General features: G+C 68.3%; 17 protein-coding genes. 6 read left to right on the forward strand and 11 right to left on the reverse strand.

Features of this window, described 5'->3' with window-relative positions:
- Nucleotides 1-7: 7 nt before the first annotated feature.
- The 3 genes from AC3A6G_RS00250 to AC3A6G_RS00260 all read left to right on the forward strand — a co-directional run bounded on the left by AC3A6G_RS00250 (nucleotide 8) and on the right by AC3A6G_RS00260 (nucleotide 2943).
- Nucleotides 8-994, forward strand: a complete 987-nt coding sequence (locus AC3A6G_RS00250; RefSeq protein WP_487861514.1) for a tripartite tricarboxylate transporter substrate binding protein — start codon at nucleotides 8-10, stop codon at nucleotides 992-994.
- 8 nt (nucleotides 995-1002) lie between these two features.
- Entirely contained in the window at nucleotides 1003-1869 is an 867-nt protein-coding gene (locus AC3A6G_RS00255; RefSeq protein ID WP_487861515.1) for an isocitrate lyase/PEP mutase family protein, read from the forward strand.
- A gap of 63 nt (nucleotides 1870-1932) precedes the next feature.
- A complete protein-coding gene (locus AC3A6G_RS00260; RefSeq protein ID WP_487861516.1) occupies nucleotides 1933-2943 on the forward strand; it encodes a Bug family tripartite tricarboxylate transporter substrate binding protein in 1011 nt (336 codons plus the stop codon).
- 63 nt (nucleotides 2944-3006) lie between these two features.
- Here the strand turns inward: AC3A6G_RS00260 and AC3A6G_RS00265 are convergent, their stop codons facing one another.
- The 8 genes from AC3A6G_RS00265 to urtA form a co-directional block, all read right to left on the reverse strand.
- The gene (locus AC3A6G_RS00265) at nucleotides 3007-3357 is read right to left on the reverse strand and encodes an alpha/beta hydrolase (RefSeq protein WP_487861517.1); all 351 of its coding nucleotides are present in this window, start codon (nucleotides 3355-3357) and stop codon (nucleotides 3007-3009) included.
- A gap of 137 nt (nucleotides 3358-3494) precedes the next feature.
- Nucleotides 3495-3839: a zinc ribbon domain-containing protein gene (locus AC3A6G_RS00270; RefSeq protein ID WP_487872813.1), complete on the reverse strand. Its 345-nt coding sequence runs from the start codon at nucleotides 3837-3839 to the stop codon at nucleotides 3495-3497.
- A gap of 13 nt (nucleotides 3840-3852) precedes the next feature.
- Nucleotides 3853-5085 (reverse strand): formamidase, encoded by a 1233-nt coding sequence (gene fmdA / locus AC3A6G_RS00275; protein WP_487861519.1) that lies wholly within the window; start codon nucleotides 5083-5085, stop codon nucleotides 3853-3855.
- Between the two features lie 26 nt (nucleotides 5086-5111).
- Nucleotides 5112-5801 (reverse strand): urea ABC transporter ATP-binding subunit UrtE, encoded by a 690-nt coding sequence (urtE, locus tag AC3A6G_RS00280; protein ID WP_487861657.1) that lies wholly within the window; start codon nucleotides 5799-5801, stop codon nucleotides 5112-5114.
- Nucleotides 5802-5816: 15 nt separating this feature from the next.
- Nucleotides 5817-6560, reverse strand: a complete 744-nt coding sequence (urtD, locus tag AC3A6G_RS00285; protein WP_487861520.1) for an urea ABC transporter ATP-binding protein UrtD — start codon at nucleotides 6558-6560, stop codon at nucleotides 5817-5819.
- A gap of 18 nt (nucleotides 6561-6578) precedes the next feature.
- Complete coding sequence (gene urtC / locus AC3A6G_RS00290; RefSeq protein ID WP_487861521.1) at nucleotides 6579-7769, reverse strand: urea ABC transporter permease subunit UrtC; 1191 nt, start codon at nucleotides 7767-7769, stop codon at nucleotides 6579-6581.
- Nucleotides 7770-7797: 28 nt separating this feature from the next.
- A complete protein-coding gene (gene urtB, locus AC3A6G_RS00295) occupies nucleotides 7798-8712 on the reverse strand; it encodes an urea ABC transporter permease subunit UrtB (protein ID WP_487861522.1) in 915 nt (304 codons plus the stop codon).
- A gap of 144 nt (nucleotides 8713-8856) precedes the next feature.
- Nucleotides 8857-10125 (reverse strand): urea ABC transporter substrate-binding protein, encoded by a 1269-nt coding sequence (urtA, locus tag AC3A6G_RS00300; protein ID WP_487861523.1) that lies wholly within the window; start codon nucleotides 10123-10125, stop codon nucleotides 8857-8859.
- Between the two features lie 245 nt (nucleotides 10126-10370).
- On the opposite strand from urtA, the gene AC3A6G_RS00305 reads away from it, so the two are divergent.
- From AC3A6G_RS00305 to AC3A6G_RS00315, 3 genes are all read left to right on the forward strand, one after another.
- The gene (locus AC3A6G_RS00305) at nucleotides 10371-13763 is read left to right on the forward strand and encodes a hybrid sensor histidine kinase/response regulator (protein WP_487861524.1); all 3393 of its coding nucleotides are present in this window, start codon (nucleotides 10371-10373) and stop codon (nucleotides 13761-13763) included.
- Nucleotides 13738-14640 carry a response regulator gene (locus tag AC3A6G_RS00310; protein WP_487864389.1) on the forward strand — a complete coding sequence of 301 codons (903 nt, stop codon included), beginning with the start codon at nucleotides 13738-13740 and terminating at the stop codon, nucleotides 14638-14640. The genes AC3A6G_RS00305 and AC3A6G_RS00310 overlap by 26 nt, the downstream gene beginning before the upstream one ends.
- A gap of 103 nt (nucleotides 14641-14743) precedes the next feature.
- Nucleotides 14744-15589: a substrate-binding domain-containing protein gene (locus tag AC3A6G_RS00315; RefSeq protein ID WP_487861526.1), complete on the forward strand. Its 846-nt coding sequence runs from the start codon at nucleotides 14744-14746 to the stop codon at nucleotides 15587-15589.
- A 3-nt stretch (nucleotides 15590-15592) separates the two neighbouring features.
- Here the strand turns inward: AC3A6G_RS00315 and AC3A6G_RS00320 are convergent, their stop codons facing one another.
- From AC3A6G_RS00320 to AC3A6G_RS00330, 3 genes are read right to left on the reverse strand one after another with little or no spacing between them, the layout of a single operon-like run.
- Nucleotides 15593-17785, reverse strand: a complete 2193-nt coding sequence (locus AC3A6G_RS00320; protein ID WP_487861527.1) for a response regulator — start codon at nucleotides 17783-17785, stop codon at nucleotides 15593-15595.
- Entirely contained in the window at nucleotides 17778-18236 is a 459-nt protein-coding gene (locus tag AC3A6G_RS00325; protein WP_487861528.1) for a response regulator, read from the reverse strand. The genes AC3A6G_RS00320 and AC3A6G_RS00325 overlap by 8 nt, the downstream gene beginning before the upstream one ends.
- Nucleotides 18229-20457, reverse strand: a complete 2229-nt coding sequence (locus AC3A6G_RS00330; protein ID WP_487872814.1) for an ATP-binding protein — start codon at nucleotides 20455-20457, stop codon at nucleotides 18229-18231. The genes AC3A6G_RS00325 and AC3A6G_RS00330 overlap by 8 nt, the downstream gene beginning before the upstream one ends.
- Nucleotides 20458-20493 lie beyond the last annotated feature (36 nt).

Genomic DNA, 20493 nt, shown 5'->3' on the forward strand with positions numbered 1-20493 from the left:
CGACGACATGACAAGCCAACGATCCAAGTCCTTCTGCACCACCCGGCGCGCCGCGCTGACCGCGCTCGCCGCCATGGCCGCGGCCCCCGGCGCCTGGGCCCAGGCGCCCGCGTTTCCCACCAAGGCCGTCACGCTCGTGGTGCCCTACTCGGCCGGCGGCGGCACCGACATCGTCGGCCGGGTCATGGCGCAGCGCCTCTCGGCGCTCTGGGGCCAGTCGGTGATGGTCGACAACCGCACCGGCGCCAACGGCGTGATCGGCTCGGCCACCGTCGCACGGGCGCCCGCCGACGGCCACACGCTGCTGCTGGTGGTCGGCTCGCATGCCGTGAACCCGGTGCTGATGAAGAACCTGCCCTACGACACCGATCGCGCGTTCACGCCGATCACCAACATCGCGAGTTCGCCCTCGGTGCTTGTGGTGCGTGCCAACGGGCCCTACAAGACGCTGCGCGACGTGCTCGACGCCGCACGCAAAGAGCCGCTCGGCGTGGGCTACTCCGAAGGCCAGACCCGGCTCACCGGCGAGCTGATCCGCCAGGCCGGCAAGCTGCAGACCACGGGCGTGCCGTACAAGGGCGGCGCGCCGATCATGGTCGACATCATCGGCGGCCACCTGCCAATGGGCGTGACGAGCGTGCTCACCGCCTTGCCGCACGTGCGCTCGGGCGCGCTGCGCGTGGTGGCGGTGGCCGACAACAAGCGCATGGCGCTCTTTCCCGACGCGATGACCTTCAAGGAAGCCGGCCTCGAGGGCGTCGAATCGCTGAGCTGGTACGGCCTCTTCGGTCCGGCCGGGCTGCCCGATCCGGTCGTGGCGCAGATCAACCGCGACCTGAAGAAGGTCGCGGCCGATCCGGCCGTGATGAAGCAGATGGAAGACCAGGGCGCGCACATGACGCTGACGCCGCCCGCCGAGTTCCGCAGCTTCCTTGCCGCCGAGACGCGCAAATGGACCGCGGTCGCGCAGCGCGGCGGCATCACGGCGGAGTGACCGGCAGCATGGCCAACCCCCTCCTCCGAGAGAAGCTCGATCGCGGCGAGTTCGTCGTCGCCCCGGGGCTGCAGGACATGATCGCCGCGACCATGGCGACCAAGGTCGGCTTCGACGTGGTCTACGGCTCGGGCTTCTGGCTCACGGCCTCGCACCTCGGGCTGCCCGACGCCGGCATCGCCACCTACACGCAGATGCTCGACCGCATGGCCACGCTGGTGCGCAGCAGCGGCGGCGCGGCGGTCATCGCCGACGCCGACACCGGCTACGGCGGCCTGCTCAACGTGCACCACACGGTGCGCGGCTACGAAGCCGCCGGCGTCACCGCAATCCAGCTCGAGGACCAGGTGTTTCCAAAGAAGTGCGGTCACACGCCCAACAAGCGCTGCGTGCCGGTGCAGGAGATGGTCGACAAGATCCGCGTGGCGGTCGAAGCGCGTGAGGACAAGAAGAACTTCCTCATCGTCGCGCGCACCGACGCGCGGGCCGAACTCGGCGTGGACGAAGCGCTGCGCCGGCTCGAGGCCTATGCGCGCGCGGGCGCCGACATCCTGTTCTTCGAGGCGCCGCAGTCGGAAGACGAGATGCGCCGCGCCTGCGAGGCCTTCGACACGCCGATGCTCGCCAACATGGCCGATGGCGGCAAGACGCCCGTGCTGCCCGCCGAAACGCTGCGCCAGATCGGGTTCGCGCTCGCGATCTACCCTTCGATGACCAGCCTGGCGGCCGCCGCCGCGATGGCGCGCGCGCTGCAGCACCTGAAGGCCCACGGCACGAGCCAGGCGCCGGACACCGCGCTGTTCGACTTCGACGAGTTCTGCCGCCGCATCGGCTTCGAGGACGTGTGGGAATTCGACAGGCGGTGGGCGCGCTGAGCCGGCCGATCGCGCGAAGACAAAGAAGCAAGCGGACAGACCAACAAACAAGGAGACAGACAGATGACCATCCCGCAGAACCACACGGGCTCCACCCGCCGCCGATCGCTGGCACGGCTTTGCGCCGTTGCGCTCACCGCCGCGGTCGCGGCCACGGGCGCCGCCGCGCAACAGGACTATCCGAGCAAGCCGATCCGGCTCGTCGTGCCCTTCACGCCCGGCGGCGTGACCGACACCGGTGCGCGCGTGGTGGCCGAGAAGCTCGGTGCGCGCCTGGGCCAGACCGTGGTGGTCGACAACCGCCCCGGCGCGTCGGGCAACATCGGCACCCAGATGGTCGCCGAGGCCGCGCCCGACGGCTACACGCTGCTGCTCGGCTTCGACGGCACGCTGGTCATCAATCCGCATGTGTTCTCGAAGATCCCCTTCGACACCGTGCGCGACTTCGCGCCGGTCAGCAAGATCGGCGACGCCGTGCTGATCATCGTCGTGCACCCGTCGGTGCCGCCCAAGACCTTCGGCGAGCTCGTGGCCTATTCGAAGACCCATCCGGGCGGCGTCTCGTACGGCAGCGCCGGCACCGGCAGCACGCCGCACCTCGCGGGCGAACTGTTGAAGCTGCGCACCGGCGCGAACTTCGTGCACGTGCCCTACAAGGGCGGCGGCCAGTCGCTGACCGACGTGGTGGGCGGCACGCTGCCGATGCTCTACACGGCTGTGGCCGGCGCCTACCCGTTCGTGCAGCGCGGGCAGGTCCGCGCGATCGCGGTGTCGAGCAAGGAACGCCTCGCCTCCCTGCCCGATGTGCCCACGGTGGCCGAGTCGGGCGTGCCGGGCTTCGAATCGAGTTCGTGGATCGGCGTGCTCGCGCCGAAGAAGACGCCCCAGGCCATCGTCGACCGGCTGCAGCGCGAACTTCATGCGGTGGTCCATTCGCCCGAGGTGAAGGAGCGGCTCGCGTCGCTCGGCATCACCGCCTCGGGCAACACGCCCGCTGTGTTCACGCAAGAGATCCAGGCCGACCTCAAGAAGTACGCCGAGATCGTGAAGAACGCCCAGGTCAAGGTCGACTGAACGACAAACGCCCTCCGGCCGGAGGGCTGGAGGGCGTTGTTCGCGGGCGACCGCGCGAGTGGCTTACAGGCCGGCCTGGCGCGTCAACGACACGCTGGGCTTCTTGTACGCTTGCGGCACTTCGTCGCGGAAGAACGCGCGGCGGTCGAGGCTCGCGAGCGGGTCGTGCGCTTTGGCGACGGCTTCGGCCTGGACCACCGAACGGTCGGCGGTCGAGTTGAAGCGCTGCGCACCGGCGCTGGCGGCTTCACCGTATTCGTTGCCGGCACGCGCCGCGGCCACGGCCTGCGATGCGACTTCGGCACGCGACAGGGTGGAGTTCACGGTGTGCACGCCGTCATAGGTTTCTGCATGTGCACCGGCAGCAGCCAGGAGCGAGAGGGCAGCAGCGGCGAGGACTTTCGAGGCATTCATTCAATCTCCTTCAATGGGTTGGTCGATGGAATGAAGTTTGAACCTGAAGGCCTCCAAAAAACCTCGGCGAAAAGAATCGCGGCGTTCACGGGATCGAAACAATCGCGCGCTGCGGCCGCTGCTGCTTCAGCAGCAGCTCAGTGCGAAATCATCCAGGGCCGCTTGGCCGGCGCCGACTTGGCGCCGTTCGGTGCGACCACCGTCGCGCTGCGCCGGGAGGCCCCGGAACAGCAGCCGCAGCCCGCCGGGTGCTTGAAGCGCGCGTAGTCGCGCGAGCTGCCCGGCTCGTGCCGCGCGCGCTCGTTGGTGGCCATTGCATGGCGCGCGTCGGCCCCCATCAGCGCCAGCCGCGGCGCGGCGGAGAGCACGCGCGGCGAGGCGTCGCCGCAGTCGGGACAGCAGGCCGGGTCGTCGCGCAGCGCCGAGGGGCGCAGCGCCTCGAAGCCACCGCACTGCGCGCAGGCGTAGTCGTAGGTCGGCATGGTCGCGTCGTCCTCAGCGCAGGTCGTGCGAGAGCGGCATCTGGATGCTGCCGTCGATCGCCTTCATTGGCCCGGCGGCGCTCGGGTTGATGTCGAAGTCGAAGATGCCCGTGGGCAGCCAGAGCGTGGCGCACGAGTTGGGCACGTCGACCACGCCGCTGATGTGGCCCTGCACCGGCGCGGTGCCGAGGATCGAGTAGGCCTGTGCGCCCGAGTAGCCGAACTTCTTCAGGTACTCGATGGCGTTGAGGCAGGCCTGCCGGTAGGCCACGTTCACGTCGAGGTAGTGCTGCTTGCCGCTCTCGTCGACCGAGATGCCCTCGAAGATCAGGTAGTCGTTGTACTGCGGCGTGATCGGGCTCGGCTTGAAGATCGGGTTCTTGATGCCGTACTTCGCCATGCCGCCCTTGATGAGCGTGACCTTCATGTGCACCCAGCCCGCCATCTCGATCGCGCCGCAGAAAGTTATCTCGCCGTCGCCCTGGCTGAAGTGAAGGTCGCCCACGCTGAGGCCTGCACCGTCAACGTAGACGGGAAAGAACACCTTCGCGCCCCGCGAGAGGTCCTTGATGTCGCAGTTGCCGCCATGCTCGCGCGGCGGCACGGTGCGCGCGCCTTCGGCCGCGGCCTTGGCGCGCGCTTCACCGGTCATCTTCCCCATGTGCGCGGTGCCCGCGAACGGCGGGTTCGCAAGGCCGGGCACGCGGTCCGGATCGGTGGCGATGAGCGCGTTCTCGCGCTCGTTCCACATGTCGAGCATGGGCTTGTCGGGCAGGCAGCCGATGAGGCCGGGGTGGATCAGGCCCGCGAAGTTCACGCCCGGGATGTGGCGCGAACTCGTGAACATGCCCTTGAAATCCCAGATCGATTTCTGCGCTTCGGGAAAGTGATCGGTCAGGAAGCCGCCGCCGTTCTTCTTCGAGAAGAAGCCGTTGAAGCCCCAGAGGCTGTCGGGCTTGGCGCCGATGTCGAGCAGGTCGACCACCAGCAGGTCGCCGGGCTCGGCGCCCTTCACGCCCACCGGGCCCGAGAGGTAGTGCACCGTGCTCAGGTCGATGTCGCGCACGTCGTCGGCGCTGTCGTTGTTCTTGATGAAGCCGCCGGTCCAGTCGAAGGTCTCCAGGATGAAGTCATCGCCCGGATTCACCCAGCATGCCATCGGGATGTCGGGATGCCAGCGGTTGTGGATCATCTCGTTTTCGGTGGGCGGCTTGGTCAGGTCGACCTTGATCAGCGTGTCCGTCATGTGCAGTGGCTCCTGGTTGGTGGTGGTTAAACGGAGAGATAGGCCTTGATGCGGTCGACGTCGGTCTTGTCGCGCGCGGTCTCGTGCACGAGGCGGCCGCCCTCGATGACGAACAGGCGGTCGGCCACGTCCATGGCAAAGCTCAGCACCTGCTCGGAGACGACGATCGTGATGCCGCGCAGCTTGCGGATCTCGTTGAGCGCCTTCGCGATGTCCTTGATGATCGAAGGCTGGATGCCTTCGGTGGGCTCGTCGAGCAGCAGCACCTTGGGATCGGTGACCAGCGCGCGCGCAATGGCAAGCTGCTGCTGCTGGCCGCCGGAAAGGTTGCCACCCTTGCGGCGCTTCATGTCCCACAGCACGGGGAACAGCGCGTAGATTTCATCGGGGATGCGCCGGGTCTTCGAGTTCTCCAGACCGGTCTGGATGTTCTCTTCGACCGTCAGCGTCGGGAAGATCATCCGCCCCTGCGGCACGTAGGCGATGCCCTTGGCCACGCGCCTGAAGCTCTCGTCGCGCGACACGTCCTGCCCCGCCACTTCGATGCGCCCGCTCTTCAGCGGCAGGATGCCCATGAGGCTCTTGAACAACGTGGTCTTGCCCATTCCGTTGCGGCCCATGATGGCGATGGTTTCGTTCGCATGGCCTTCGAACGAGAGGCCGTGCAGCGCCTCGCTCTGCCCGTAGGCGACGTGCAGGTCTTCGACCTTCAGCATGATGGTGCTCATGGTTCAGTGCCCCAGGTAGACGTCGATGACTTTCGGGTCGGCCTGCACCTTCTCCATCGGCCCTTCGGCGAGGATCTTTCCCTGGTGCATGACGGTGACCTTGTGCGCGATCTGCTTCACGAAGGCCATGTCGTGCTCGATGACGATCACGGCGCGGTTCTGGCAGATGCGCTTGAGCAGGTCGGCCGTGAGCTCGCGCTCCCGCGCGCTCATGCCGGCGATCGGCTCGTCGAGCATCAGCAGTTCGGGCTCCTGCATCAGCAGCATGCCGATCTCGAGCCACTGCTTCTGACCATGGCTCAAGAGGCCCGCCTCGGTGCGCAGCTTGTCGGCCAGACCGATGTCTTCGGCCACCGCCTGCACCTTCGACTTCACCTCGTCGTCGCACTTGAAAGCCAGTGCGCCGAACACCGAGCGGCCTTTCGGAAACGACACCTCCAGGTTCTGGAACACGCTGAGGTTCTCGTAGATCGAAGGCGTCTGGAACTTGCGCCCGATGCCCAGCCGCACTCGCTTGTGCTCCGCCATCCTGGTGAGCTCGGTGTTCTTGAACTTGATGCTGCCCGCGCTCGCGCGCGTCTTGCCACAGATCAGGTCGAGCAGCGTCGTCTTGCCGGCGCCGTTCGGGCCGATGATCACGCGCAGCTCGTTGCGATCTATGTAGAGCGTCAGGTCGTCGATGGCCTTGAAGCCGTCGAAGGACACGCTCAGGTCTTCCACCGCGAGGGCGAAGTCGGTATTGCTCATGGTGCGGTGCTCCGGGGTTCAGGCGCGCTGGCTGCCGACGCCGTCGGGCAGCTGCGGGTCGGGCGTGGCGGTCGGCGTGGTGGCGGCAGGCACGGCGGCAGGCGGCTTCACCGCAGCATCGCGCAGCGCCTGGCGGCGCTCCTTCCACCACGGCCGGATCTTCTCGTCCCACAGCCCCGCAAGCCCCATCGGGAACGCCATGGTCACGCCGATGAAGAGCCCCGCCATCAGGAAGAGCCAAAGGTCCGGGAAACTTTCGGAGAACAGCGTCTTGCCGGCATTCACCAGCAGCGCGCCGTATACCGCGCCCACCAGGCTCATGCGGCCGCCCACGGCGCAGAAGATCACCATCTCGATCGAGGGCACGATGCCCACGAAACTCGGCGACATGAAGCCTACCTGCAGCGCGAACAGCGCGCCGCCGATGCCCGACAACCCCGCCGCCAGGCAGAAGGTGAAGACCTTGAAGTTCGACACGTCGTAGCCCGAGAAACGCACGCGGTCTTCCTTGTCGCGCATCGCGAGCAGCAGCGTGCCAAGCTTGCTGGTCTGGATCCAGCGGCACAGCACGATGCTCGCCACCAGCAGCCCGACGCAGACGTAGTAGAGGATGTATTTCGCGCTGTCGGTGCGCGTGTCCCACCCCAGCAGCGTCTTCAGGTCCGTCATGCCGTTCACGCCGCCGGTGTAGCCCTGCTGGCCGATGATGAGCACGGTGAGGATCAGCGCCACCGCCTGCGTGATGATCGCGAAGTACACGCCGCCCACGCGCCGCTTGAACATCGCGAAGCTCACGAGCCAGGCCAGCGCCATCGGCGCCAGCACCACCAGCGCCAGGCTCAGCGGCAGACTCTTGAATGGCAGCCACAGCAAAGGCAGCTCGGTGATCTGGTTCCAGTCCATGAAGTCGGGAATGCCCGGCGTCGACTGGATCTTGGTCGTGACGGGGTCGGAGGCTTCGAGCTTGAGGAACATCGCCATCGCATAGCCGCCGATGCCGAAGAACACGCCCTGCCCCAGGCTCAGCACGCCGCCGTAGCCCCACACCATCACCAGGCCAACCGCGACGAAGGCGTAGGTCAGGTACTTGCCCACGAGGTTGAGCCGGAAGATGTCGAGCGTGAGCGGCAGCACCACCGCGAGCAGCAGCACCAGCAGCAGGAGGCTGCCGAGCTGGTAGCGCCGGACCGAGGCCTTGAGGATATTCATCGAGAGGTTCTCCGGGAAGAAGCGGGGATCAGCGACGGACCTTGACGGCGAAGAGCCCTTGCGGCCGCATCATCAGGATGAGCACGATCAGCGACAGCGTCAGCACCTTGGCCATCGAGCCGGTCATGAAGAACTCCGAGATCGACTGCGTCTGCGCAATGCCGAAGGCCGAGACGACCGTGCCCAGCAAGCTGGCGGCACCGCCGAAGGTGACGACCAGGAAGGCATCGACGATGTAGAGCGACCCCGAGGTCGGCCCGGTCGAGCCGATGGTGGTGAAGGCCGCGCCGGCCACGCCGGCCACGCCGCAGCCGATCGCGAAGGTCAGGCGGTCGGTCCGGCGGGTGTCGATGCCGGTGGCGTTGGCCATCGTGCGGTTGGCCACCGTCGCGCGCACGCGCAGGCCCCAGCGGCTCCGGTGCAGCGCGAGCAGCACGCCGCCCGTGACCAGCCCGGTGAGCGCCAGCACGAACAGGCCGTTGATCGGAATGTCGAGCCCCTCGTGCGGCGTCCACGAACCCATCAGCCAGTCGGGCAGCGTCGGGCTCACCTCCTTCGGCCCGATGAAGGTGCGGAAGATCTGCTGCAACCCCAGGCTCACGCCCCAGGTGGCCAGCAGCGTGTCGAGCGGCCGCTTGTACAGGTGCCGGATCAGCGCCCACTCCACCAGCCATCCGGCGATGAAGGCGAACACGAAGGCCAGCCCGATCGCGATCGGGAAGTAGTACGGCATGAAGGCCGGCGAGAGCCGCTCGGTCAGCTGCGCGGCCAAAAAGACCGAATAGGCGCCGATGGTCATGAACTCGCCATGCGCCATGTTGATGACGCCCATCTGGCCGAAGATGATCGCGAGCCCGAGACCCATGAGCAGCAGCACCGCGAAGAGGCTCAGCCCCGCGAAGCCCTGCATCAGGCCGATGTTCCACATGTCCGACAGCGTCATGGCACGGTGTTCCGGTGTTGAGGTATTGGCTCCTTCCCCCTCTGGGGGAAGGTTGGGATGGGGGCAGACAGAGCGTGACCAGTGGTGGCGCCGCTTGCCCCCACCCCTGCCCTCCCCCCAAGGGGAAGGGAGAAAGGCAAAGACTTACTGGTAGCCCTTCGGGAACGGATCGGGCCTGATCAGCTCGGCCGACTCGGCAACCACCTTGAACGAGCCGTCCGGCAGCCCTTGCCCGATGCGCGCCTTGCTCCACAGGTGGTGGTTCGCGTCGAGCTTCACGTAGCCCTCGGGCGCGGATTTCAGCTCGATGCCCGGCGAACCCGCGACCACCTTGTCGACGTCGAAGCTGCCGGCCTTCTCGACCGCCGCCTTCCACAGCCACGGGCCGAGGTAGCCCGCCTGGGTGACGTCGCCGATCACCGCGTCCTTTCCATACTTGGCCTTGAAGGCCGCGACGAACTTCTTGTTGTTCTCGTTGTCGAGCGACTGAAAGTACTTCATCGACGAATAGAAGCCCGCGAAGTTCTCGCCACCCACGCCGGTCATTTCGTCCTCGGTCACGGCCAGCGTCAACAGGAACTGCTTGTCGCCCGTGATGCCCGCGGCCTTGAGCTGCTTGTAGAACGCGACGTTCGAGCCGCCCACCACCGCCGCGAAGATGCAGTCGGGCTTGGCGACCTTGATCTTGTTGATCAGCGAGTTGAAGTTGGTGTGACCCAGCGGGTAGTACTCCTCGCCCTTGACGGAGCCCTTCTGGAAGTTCTCGATGTGCTTGCGCGCGATCTTCATCGAGGTGCGCGGCCAGATGTAGTCGGAGCCGACCAGGAAGAAGGTCTTGGCCTTCTTCTCCTTGGCGCCCCAGTCCAGGCCCCAGATGATCTGCTGCGTGGCTTCCTGGCCCGTGTAGATCACGTTCTTGCTCTGCTCCAGGCCCTCGTAGAAGGTCGGGTAGTACAAGAGGCCGTTCTCCTTCTCGAACACCGGCAGCACCGCCTTGCGCGAGGCGCTGGTCCAGCAGCCGAACACGGCCGCGACCTTGTCGTTGACCAGCAGCTTCTTCGACTTCTCGGCGAAGGTGGGCCAGTCGGAGGCACCGTCTTCCTTGATGACCTTGATCTTGCGGCCCAGGATGCCGCCCATCGCGTTGATCTGGTCGATCGCAAGCTGCTCGGCCTGGATCGATCCGGTTTCGGAGATCGCCATCGTGCCGGTGGACGAATGCAGCTGGCCCACCGTCACTTCCGTGTCGGTCACCGCGAGCTTGGTGGTGTTGACCTTGGCCGTGGGGAACTGCCCCTGGCCGAAGCTCAGGCCGCTCAGGCCCATCACGGGCAGCGCGGCGGCGCCCTGCAACAAGCGACGGCGGCGCAGTGCCATGGCATCGAGAGAGGAAGGGTCGGAATCACGCGACATCAGGAACTCCAGGCAGGTTGAAAGAAGGGAGAGCCGCGCACCATCGAAGTGCATCGGACGGTGCCGCTAGCACCATGGCTGGTACTTTAGAAATCACTTGCCTCTGCGCGAATACGTCATTCAACGTAGCGGCGGTGCCCCGCCCCACCCGCAGACTCCCGAGCCAGACAACGCAGGAGACCGCAGGGAGCGCTTCTTGCTGTACCTGCCGCATGCCACCGTTGCCGCCGCCGCGAGAACCCGCCATGACATCCGTCTCCGGACAGAAGATCTTCCGCATCCGCCGCGACTACAACGCCTGGGTCGCGAACGAAACGCTGGAGGACTACGCGCTGCGCTACACGCCGCGCAGCTTCCGCAAGTGGTCGGAGTTCCGCGTCGCCAATGCGGCCTTCGGCGCCACCTCGTTCCTGGCGCTGGAGGCCATCGGCGGCGCCATCGCGTTGAGCTACGGTTTTTCGAACGCACTGTGGGCGATCCTGGTGGTGGGGCTCATCACCTTTCTCACGGGTCTGCCCATCTCCTACTACGCCGCACGCCATGGCGTCGACATGGACCTGCTCACACGCGGCGCGGGCTTCGGCTACCTGGGCTCCACGCTCACCTCGCTGATCTACGCGAGCTTCACCTTCATCTTCTTCGCGCTCGAGGCCGCCATCCTCTCGCTGGCGCTGCAGATGTACCTCGACTGGCCGCTGTGGCTGCTGTACCTCGTTTCCTCGATCGTGATCATTCCGCTGGTGGCGCGCGGCATCACGCTCATCTCGGGACTGCAGCTGTGGACGCAGCCGATCTGGATCGTTCTGTTCGTCTGCCCCTTCATCGCGGTGTTGGTGAAGAAGCCCGAGCTGTATGCCGACTTCACCGGGCTCGTAGGCCGCACCTCCGACAGCAGCGACTTCGATCCGCTGATGTTCGGCGCGGCGGCCACGGTGGCTTTCTCGCTCGTGGTGCAGATCGGCGAGCAGGTCGACTACCTGCGCTTTCTGCCCGAGAAGACCGCCGCCAACCGCGGGCGCTGGTGGGCCGCGGTGCTGATCGCCGGGCCGGGCTGGATCGTGCCGGGCATGCTGAAGATGATGGGCGGCGCGTTCCTGGCGTTCCTCGCGCTGCAGCACGAGATTGCGGCCAAGCATGCGATCGAGCCGACGCAGATGTACCTCACGGGCTTTTCGTACGTGCTGCGCGACCCGGCCTGGGTGCTGGGCATCACGGTGCTGTTCGTCGTCGTCTCGCAGATGAAGATCAACCTCACCAATGCCTATGCGGGCTCGCTGGCGTGGTCGAACTTCTTCGCGCGCCTCACGCACAGCCATCCGGGGCGCGTGGTGTGGCTGGTGTTCAACGTGGCCATCGCGATCCTGCTGATGGCGCTGGGCGTGTTCGCCGCGCTGGAGCACGTGCTGGGCTTCTACAGCAACATCGCCATCGCCTGGGTCGGCGCACTGGTGGCCGACCTGGTCATCAACAAGCCGCTGGGCTGGAGCCCGAAGACCATCGAGTTCAAGCGCGCGCACCTGTACGACATCAACCCAGTCGGCCTCGTCGCGATGCTGGTGGCTGCGGCGCTGGCGATGCTGGCCTACTCGGGCGCGCTCGGCCAGTGGGCGCGGGCCTTCTCGCCGTTCATCGCACTCGCCACGGCGATGGCCGTGTCGCCGCTGCTGGCCTGGAAGACACGCGGGCGCTACTACCTGGCGCGTACCGACATCGATCGCTGGACGCCGGGCCAGAGCGTGAAGTGCTCGGTGTGCGACAACAGCTTCGAGTCGGAAGACATGGCCCATTGCCCGGCCTACAGCGCGCCGATCTGCTCGCTGTGCTGCACCTTGGAGTCGCGCTGCCACGATCGCTGCAAGACCGACTCGCGCGCGGCCGAGCAGATGAGCGGCTGGCTGCAGGCGCTGCTGCCGCCGGCGCTGTCGGCGCGGCTCAACTTTCGCGTCGCGCACTACCTGCTGGTCGCCACCTCGCTGGTTGCGCTGCTCGCCACGGTGGTGGGCGTGGTCTACGCACAGGAGGCCATCGCCGGCACCGTCGATCCGGCGATGGCGACGGCCTTTCTCAAGGTCTTCGCGCTGCTCTCGGTGATCGCCGCCGTGGCCGCGTGGTGGGTGGTGCTGGGCAGCGAGAGCCGGCAGATGGCGCAAGAGGAATCGAACCGCCACAACAACCTGCTCGCGCTCGAAATCGAAGCGCACCGCCGCACCGATGCGGCGCTGCAGACCGCCAAGGAAGCCGCCGAGGCCGCCAACCAGGCCAAGACGCGCTACGTGGCGGGCATGACGCACGAGCTGCGCACGCCGCTCAACAGCATCCTGGGTTACTCGCAGATCCTGCTCAAGGGCGGCGAGGCGGCCTTGCCGCCGCGCGAGGCGGTGCAGACCATCCACCGCAGCGGCGAGCACATGCTGGGCCTCATCGACGGCCTGCTCGATCTGGCACGCATCGAGGCAGGGCGGCTGCAACTGGAGCCCTCGGCGCTCGCGCTGCCGGCCTTTCTCGACCAGGTGGTGCAGATGGTGCGGCCGCAGGCCGAGGCCAAGGGCCTCGCGTTCGTCTACACGCATTCCGGGCGGCTGCCGCCGTGGGTGCATGCCGACGTGAAGTGGTTGAGGCAGATTCTCATCAACCTGCTGACCAACGCCGTTCGCTTCACCGACAGCGGCACCGTCACGCTGCATGTCGATGCGCGGCGCGAGGTGCTGCGCTTCGACGTGGTCGACACCGGCATCGGCGTGGCGCCGCAAGACCACCAGCGCATCTTCCTGCCCTTCGAGCGCGGCGCCGCGGGGCGCCGGCGGGGCGAGCCGGGTACCGGGCTGGGCCTGACGATCACCGGGCTGCTCACTTCGCTCATGGGCGGCGAGCTCAAGCTGGCGGCCACCTCGTCGGCGGGCAGCACCTTCAGCGTGCGCGTGTACCTGCGTGAGGTTTCTGACCCCGGCCCGCAGGCCGGCTCGCGCCTGCCGGTGTCGGGCTACCTGGGCGAGCGCCGCACGCTGCTGGTGGTGGACGACCAGCCGGTGCAGCGCCAGATGCTCGCCGGCATGCTCGCGCCGCTGGGCTTCACGGTGCGCGAGGCGGCCAGCGGCACCGAGTGCCTCGACAGCCTGCGCGAAGAGCTGCCCTCGGCCATCCTGCTCGACCTGACGATGGACGACATGGACGGCTGGCAGACCGCGCGCTCGGTGCGAGCCTCGGGCTTCACCGAGCTGCCGATCATCATCGTCTCGGCGAACATGTTCGAGAACCAGGCCGACCGGCTGCGCGCCGCGGGCTGCCAGGCTTTCGTGGGCAAGCCGGTGATCGAGTCGGAACTCATCGCCACGCTGGAGCGGCACCTCGGCCTCGAATGGCTGGCGACGGGCGATGCCATGCCGCCGTCGGCCGACCCCGACACGGCGCCGGCACGCCCGCCCCTGCTCGTGTTCGGCGAAGACGACCGCGCCGATTTGATGCGCCTGGTGCAGATGGGCCATGTGCGCGGCCTGCACACCGCGCTCGATCGGCTGGCCGCGGCCTCGCCCGATGCGGCCGCCACCTGCACCTGGCTGCGCGGCATGGTCACGCGCTTTGAACTCGACACGCTCCGCAACGCACTGGCAGAAGATGCAGACACCCTCGCCTCCTCCTGACACCTTGTCCGAACGCCCCGTCGTGCTGGTGGTCGACGACGCCCCCAGCAGCCTGGGCATGCTGTGCGACACGCTCGAGGCCAGCGGCTACACCGTGCTGGTGGCCGCCGACGGCGAGTCCGCCCTGCAGCGGCTCGAGCTGGTGGTTCCCGACGCGATCTTGCTCGACGGCCTCATGCCCGGCCTCTCGGGTTTCGAGACCTGCCGGCGCATCAAGGCCAATGCGGCGCTCGCGCACATTCCGGTGCTGTTCATGACGGGGCTGTCGGAAACCGCGCACGTCGTCGAAGGCTTCGAGTGCGGCGGCGTCGACTACGTGGTGAAGCCGATCCGCGCGCAGGAAGTGCTGGCGCGCCTGCACACACACACGCGCAACGCCCGCATCACGCGCATGGCGCGCGACGCGGTCGACGTGGCGGGCATGGGCGTGGTGTTCGTCGACACGCGCGGGCGCATCGCCTGGCGCTCGCCGCAGGCCGCGCTGTGGCTGCATGCGCTCGAAGACCCGGTGGCGCCGGGCCGCCTGCCTGCGTCGGTCGAGCCCGCGTTGGCGCCGGGAGCCTCGATCGCCATCGGTACCGCCACGGCCATGCGCCTGTCGGTGCGCAACCTGGGCGCGGCGGCGCTCGGCGAGACCATGCTGCTGTTCGCCATCCAGCGCGAAGGCCCGGCCACGCGCCTGGCCGAAGCAGCCCTCACGCCACGCGAGACCGAGGTGCTGTCGTGGCTCGCCAAGGGCAAGACCAACCGCGACATCGGCGAGATCCTCGGCACCAGCCCGAGAACGGTCAACAAGCACCTCGAGCACATCTTCGAGAAGCTCGGGGTGGAAACCCGCGCGGCCGCCGCGGCGCTTGCAAGCGGACACCTCGCCTGACCGATTGGCAACAACCTCGGTGAATACCCCGAGGCCGGTGAGGGGTGATTGACAGCCTCGCTTCCTAAGATGGGCCGAGCACAACACCTTGGAGACATACGCCATGACGTTTCGCACCCGCCCCGACCCGGCCCCCGTCACCGGGATCAATCGCCTCACCCGCCGCGCCGCCCTGTTTGCCGCGGCCGCCGTGCTGGCCGGCTGCGGCAGCTTCGGCAGCGCGCCGCCGACGGCCGGCGCCGACCTGCACGTGATGACCTCGGGCGGCTTCACGGCGGCCTACAACGAACTGCGCCCGGGCTTCGAACGTGCAAGCGGCCGCACGGTGAAGACGGCCTACGGCGCCTCCATGGGCAATGCCAGCGATTCGATCCCGAGCCGGCTCGCGCGCAACGAGCCCGCCGACGTGGTGATCCTCGCGCGGCCCGCGCTCGACGCGCTGGTGGCGGCGGGCAAGGTGGTGCCCGGCAGCCAGGTCGACCTGGTGCGCTCGTCGATCGGCTTCGCGGTGCGCAAGGGTGCGCCCAAGCCCGACATCGGCTCGGTCGAGGCGCTCAAGCGCACGCTGCTGGCCGCGCCGTCGATCGCCTATTCGGCAAGCGCGAGCGGCACCTACTACGAGACCGAGCTGCTCAAGAAGCTCGGCATCGAGGCCGAGGTCAAGCCCAAGAGCAAGCGCATCCTCAGCGAGCGCGTGGGCACGGTGGTGGCGCGCGGCGATGCGGTGCTCGGGCTGCAGCAGGTGAGCGAGCTGCTGCCGATCGCCGGCATCGACTACATCGGGCCGCTGCCCGCGGAAGTGCAACGCGTCACGGTGTTCTCGGCCGGCATCGCCACGGCCGCGGCGCAACCCGAGGCCGCGCGCCAGCTGATCCGCTACCTGCAGGCGCCCGCGGCGGCGCCCGTCATCGCGAAGACCGGGCTCGAGCCGATCGCCGCGCAGCGATAAGCCCTAACCCGCCTCGATCAGCGCCTTCACGCGGCGTGCGAGCACGTCCATCTCGAAGGGCTTGGTCATCACGTGCATGCCGCGTTCGAGGTGGCCGTGGCTCAGCACCGCGTTCTCGGCATAGCCGGTGATGAACAGCACCTTGAGGCCGGGCCGTGCGCTGCGTGCCGCGTCGGCCACCTGCCGCCCGTTCATGCCGCCGGGCAGGCCCACGTCGGTCACGAGCAGGTCGATGCGCTGGCGCGGCGTCTGCAGGATGCGCAGCGCGCCCGCGCCGTCGCCGGCCTCGAGCGTGGCGTAGCCCAGGCCGCGCATCACCTCGACGATGATCATCCGCAGCGCGGGCTCGTCGTCGACCACGAGCACGGTGTCGCCCTGGTCGGCACGCGGCGCGAGCGTGGCCTCGGCCGGTTCGCTGGCGGCTTCTTCCTGCGCATCGTGGCGCGGCAGGTAGAGGCTCACCGAGGTGCCCTTGCCGACCTCGGAATAGATGCGCACCTGGCCGCCCGACTGCTTCGCGAAGCCATAGATCATCGACAGCCCGAGCCCGGTGCCCATGCCGATCGGCTTGGTCGTGAAGAAAGGGTCGAAGGCCCGCGCCACCACTTCGGGCGCCATGCCCACGCCGTTGTCGCTGACGGTGAGCGACACGTACTGCCCCATCGGCATGTCGCGCTCCTGCGCCGTGCGCAGGTCGACCCAGCGGTTGGCCGTCTCGATCACGAGCTTGCCGCCCTCGGGCATGGCGTCGCGCGCGTTGATGCACAGGTTGAGCAGCGCGTTCTCGAGCTGGCTCGGGTCGGCATGCACGTTCCACAGGCCCACGGCCGCCACCACTTCGAGCGCGATCTGCGGGCCGAGCGTGCGGCGCAGCAGCTCCTCCATGTCGGACACCAGCCGGTTGGCGTTGAGCGGCTTCGGCTCCAGCGTCTGGCGCCGCGAAAACGCGAGCAGCCGGTGCGTGAGCGCGGCCGCGCGCTTGACGGCGCCCTGCGCCACCCCGATGTAGCGCTCCATCTCGGCGCGCTGGCCGTCGAGCCCGCGCCGGCGCATCAGTTCGAGGCTGCCGCTGATGGCTGCGAGCAGGTTGTTGAAGTCGTGCGCGAGCCCGCCCGTGAGCTGGCCCACGGCCTCGAGCTTCTGGCTCTGGCGCAGCTGCTCGCGCGCGGTCTCGAGCTCGGCTGCACGTTCCTCGACCTGCCGCTCGAGCGACTCGGCAAAGGCTTTCAGCTCCATCTGCGCCTCGCGCCGCGCGATGGCCGAACGCACGCGGTCGCCGGTCTCGCGCATGAAGTCGAGCTCGTCGGGCGTCCATTCGCGCACCTGGCCGTGGTTGAGGTACAGCAGCCCGACCAGCCCGCCGCGCTCGGTGAGCGGCATATTGACCACGGCGCGCGCGGTGATCGCGTCGAGTGCGTCGGCGTTGTCGCACGTGCGCGGGTCGGTGCGCGCGTCGGCGAAGGCCACCGTCACGCCGCGCAGCAGGTCCTCGATGTAGGAGCCGTAGTCGCGAAAGCGCAGCAGTCCCGCGAGACTGGCCACGCCGGGGGCGGTCCAGTCGCGGTCGATCTGGATCGTCTCGGCCGCCTTGTCGACCAGGCCGTAGCCGGCACGGTCCACGCCCAGGCGCTGGCCCAGCATGGCCGATGCGAGGTAGGCGATCTCGCCCGGGTCGTCGATGTCGCGGATGCGGTCGCCGAGCTCCATGAGCGCGAGCCTTCGCGACTCGGCCTCGCGGAAGGCCTGGTTCGCCACCTGCAGCCGGAACTCGGCCAGGCGCTTGGCACGGCGGTCGGCCGCTTCCTTCAGTGCGCGGTCGAGCACCAGCGGCAGGCGCGCGAGCCGCCCCTTGCTTACGTAGTCGACCGCGCCGCGGCGCAGCAGTTCGACCGCGTTGTCCTCGCCGATCACGCCCGAGACGAAGATCACCGGCGTCTCGGGCGCCAGGCGGCGCGCGATGTCCAGCGCCTCCTCGCCCGAGAAGCCCGGCAGTTCGTAGTCGGACAGGATGAGCGCGTAGCGGCCCTCGGACAGCGCCGCGGCCAGCCCCTGCTCGTCGCGCACGACATGCGTGCGCGCGGCGGGCAGCGCCTGGGCGAGCGCCTCGGTCAGCAGCTCGACGTCGAAGCGCGAATCCTCGACGATGAGCACGTCGATCGGCCCGCCCTCGCCGCTTGCGACCTCGCGCTCATTCATGTCGGCGCGCGGCCTTCAGCGAGCCGGGCGGCGGCTCGTTGAGCACGGCCCAGAAGATGCCGAGTTCGGCGATCGCCGAGACGAACTGATCGAAGGCCACGGGCTTGACCACATAGGCATTCACGCCGAGTTCGTAGCTGCGCAGCACGTCGGTCTCCTCTTGCGAGGAGGTGAGCATCACCACCGGGATGCTGCGCAGCGCCGCGTCGGCGCGCACCGCCTGCAGCACTTCGAGCCCGGTCACCTTGGGCAGCTTGAGGTCGAGCAGGATCACCGCCGGGTTGCCCTCGCTGCGCTCGGCGTGGTCGCCTTCGCGGCGCAGGTAGTCGAGCGCCTGCGCGCCGTCGCGCAGCACCACCACGTCGTTCGCGAGCTGGCTGCGATCGAGCGCGATGAGGGTGAGTTCCAGGTCTCGCTTGTCGTCCTCGACGAGCAGGATCGGCTTAAGCATGTCCTTCTCCGTTGTCAGGCGGCGTGCCGGCCGCGTTGTCGTTGCCTGGCTCCGCATCGGACAGGACGAAGCCGAAGGTCGCGCCTTCGTTCAACGTTCCCTTGGCCCAGACCCTGCCCCCGTGGCGTTCGACGATTCGCTTCACATTGGCCAGGCCGATGCCCGTGCCCTCGAAATCCTCGGCCTGGTGCAGCCGCTGGAACACGCCGAACAGCTTGTCGACGTATTTCATCTGGAAGCCCACGCCGTTGTCCTCGACCTCGAGGCCGCTGCCCAGATCGCCGCGGATCGCGCGCACCGCGATGCGCTGCGGATCGCGCGTGCGCGAGTACTTGACGGCATTGGCGAGCAAGTTGCGCACCGCCACCTGCAGCAGCAGCGGGTCGGCATGCAGCACGGGCAGCGCGGGGTCGACATTCCATTCGATGCGCCGTGCCGGCTCCAGGCGCGCCAGCTCGCGCACCAGCCCCTCGACCAGCGAGCCGGTGTCGACCGTTCGCCGCTTGAGCGCCGCGCGGCCCATGCGCGAGAAGTCGAGCAGCGCATCGACCATCTGCCCCGCGAACGCGGCCGCGTCCTTGACGTGCCCGAGATAGCGGTGGGCGCGCTCGCTGAGCTGCTTGCCCTCGGTCTGCGCAACCAGGTCGACATAGCCCGCGATGTGCCGCATGGGCGCACGCAGGTCGTGCGACACGGTGTATGAGAAGGCCTCGAGTTCCTTGTTGACGCGCCCCAGCTCGGTGGCCACGGCGGCCAGCTCCTCGGCCCGGCGCAGCACCACGCCGATCAGCGCCTGCCGCAGCTCGACCGCGGCGCCCACCTCGGCCGGCGACCAGGGCGCCGAGCGGCCGCGCACCTCCTCGATCCAGCTCGAGAAGCTCAGCCGGGGGTGGATGCGGCCGCTGCCGGCGCGCTGCTGCGGCTTCTTCGGATCGCCGGCCCACTGGACCGTCTGCACCAGCTCGGGCCGGAACCACAGGATCAGGTGCCGATGCACCTGCGAGATCGAGATCGCGAGCACGCCCGCCGCGAACTCGCGGAACTCGGCTGCCGGCGCAAAGTGCGCCGACAGCGCGCTGTTGTCGTAGACCTCCACGCCGAGCCCCGCGACCCAATCGGCCAGCGCCAGCACCTGCGCGCGCGCCGGCACGTCGCCCACGCTCCAGACCTCGTCGTCCAGCACCACGGCCGCGCCAGTGGCACGCGCCAGGCGAAGCATGAGCGACGACTCGGCGACCAGCCGCTGCAGCGTGGCATCGCTGTCGGCCAGGTGCGAGACGATCTGCAGCGTGGTCTGGCGCAGTTCGAGCCGCTCCGCCACTGCGATGTTGCTTTCCTTCGACTGGATCTGCAGCGATAGCAGCTGGCCCAGGTGTTCGCATGCCAGCCGCGTCCCGGTGTCGAGAAAGCGCGGCTGGTGGTCGTGGCACGAGATCAGGCCCCAGAGCCGGCCGTCGATCACGATCGACACCGACATGGACGCCAGCGTGCCCATGTTGCGCATGTACTCGAGGTGGATCGGCGACACGCTGCGCAGCTGCGCCTGCGACATGTCGAGGTCGGCCGCGGTGAGCGTGGGGTCGGCGGCGCGCAGCGGCACCGGTGTGTAGTTCGCATCCGCGATCAGCCGGAAGCGGTTGACGAGATAGAGCGCGCGCGCCTGCTGCGGAATGTCGGTGGCCGGAAAGCGGTGGCCGGCATAGCTGTCGTAGCCCGGCTCGGCCTCCTCGGCCAGCACCTCGCCGTGGCCCTCGGCATCGAAGCGGTAGATCAGGCAGCGTCCGAAGCTGGTCAGCCGCTTCATCTCGGCCGCGGCCAGCTGCGTGAGCTGCTCCAGCGTCGCGGCCTCTTGCAGCTTCGGCAGGAACACGCGGCCGAGCGTGTAGATCGGCGCATCGTTGCCGGCCGCGGGGCGCGCGGCTTCGAACTCGACGAAGACATGGCGCTCGCTGCAGTGCACTGCCACGTCGAAACGCCCGCCCGCCAGCGTCAGCGCGCCGAGCGACACCGGCATGGCGCCCGGCTCCAGCGCGGGCAATGCGAGGGCGCGCACGGTGTCGCAGGCTGCCTCGGCCTGGCCTTCGGGCCAGTTGTCGCTCCAGGCGAGCAGGCGCAAGTCGCCGGGCGCCAGCACCAGCATGCGGCCGTGCGGCTGGACCGAACCGGGCACCCGGATCGGCTCGAGCTCGCAGGACGAGAGATCGACCTCGGGAGGCCGCAAGGCATGGGAAGGAACGGATGCGGATGCGAGAGGCTG

The sequence above is a fragment of the Variovorax sp. Soil_C_26 genome (assembly GCF_057657075.1).

Excerpts from the sequence above, each read along its gene's own strand:
- AC3A6G_RS00250 (WP_487861514.1), top strand. The coding sequence starts at position 8 with ATGACAAGCCAACGATCCAAGTCCTTCTGCACCACCCGGCGCGCCGCG.
- AC3A6G_RS00255 (WP_487861515.1), top strand. The coding sequence starts at position 1,003 with ATGGCCAACCCCCTCCTCCGAGAGAAGCTCGATCGCGGCGAGTTCGTC.
- AC3A6G_RS00260 (WP_487861516.1), top strand. The coding sequence starts at position 1,933 with ATGACCATCCCGCAGAACCACACGGGCTCCACCCGCCGCCGATCGCTG.
- AC3A6G_RS00265 (WP_487861517.1), bottom strand. The coding sequence starts at position 3,357 with ATGAATGCCTCGAAAGTCCTCGCCGCTGCTGCCCTCTCGCTCCTGGCT.
- AC3A6G_RS00270 (WP_487872813.1), bottom strand. The coding sequence starts at position 3,839 with ATGCCGACCTACGACTACGCCTGCGCGCAGTGCGGTGGCTTCGAGGCG.
- fmdA (WP_487861519.1), bottom strand. The coding sequence starts at position 5,085 with ATGACGGACACGCTGATCAAGGTCGACCTGACCAAGCCGCCCACCGAA.
- urtE (WP_487861657.1), bottom strand. The coding sequence starts at position 5,801 with ATGCTGAAGGTCGAAGACCTGCACGTCGCCTACGGGCAGAGCGAGGCG.
- urtD (WP_487861520.1), bottom strand. The coding sequence starts at position 6,560 with ATGAGCAATACCGACTTCGCCCTCGCGGTGGAAGACCTGAGCGTGTCC.
- urtC (WP_487861521.1), bottom strand. The coding sequence starts at position 7,769 with ATGAATATCCTCAAGGCCTCGGTCCGGCGCTACCAGCTCGGCAGCCTC.
- urtB (WP_487861522.1), bottom strand. The coding sequence starts at position 8,712 with ATGACGCTGTCGGACATGTGGAACATCGGCCTGATGCAGGGCTTCGCG.
- urtA (WP_487861523.1), bottom strand. The coding sequence starts at position 10,125 with ATGTCGCGTGATTCCGACCCTTCCTCTCTCGATGCCATGGCACTGCGC.
- AC3A6G_RS00305 (WP_487861524.1), top strand. The coding sequence starts at position 10,371 with ATGACATCCGTCTCCGGACAGAAGATCTTCCGCATCCGCCGCGACTAC.
- AC3A6G_RS00310 (WP_487864389.1), top strand. The coding sequence starts at position 13,738 with ATGCAGACACCCTCGCCTCCTCCTGACACCTTGTCCGAACGCCCCGTC.
- AC3A6G_RS00315 (WP_487861526.1), top strand. The coding sequence starts at position 14,744 with ATGACGTTTCGCACCCGCCCCGACCCGGCCCCCGTCACCGGGATCAAT.
- AC3A6G_RS00320 (WP_487861527.1), bottom strand. The coding sequence starts at position 17,785 with ATGAATGAGCGCGAGGTCGCAAGCGGCGAGGGCGGGCCGATCGACGTG.
- AC3A6G_RS00325 (WP_487861528.1), bottom strand. The coding sequence starts at position 18,236 with ATGCTTAAGCCGATCCTGCTCGTCGAGGACGACAAGCGAGACCTGGAA.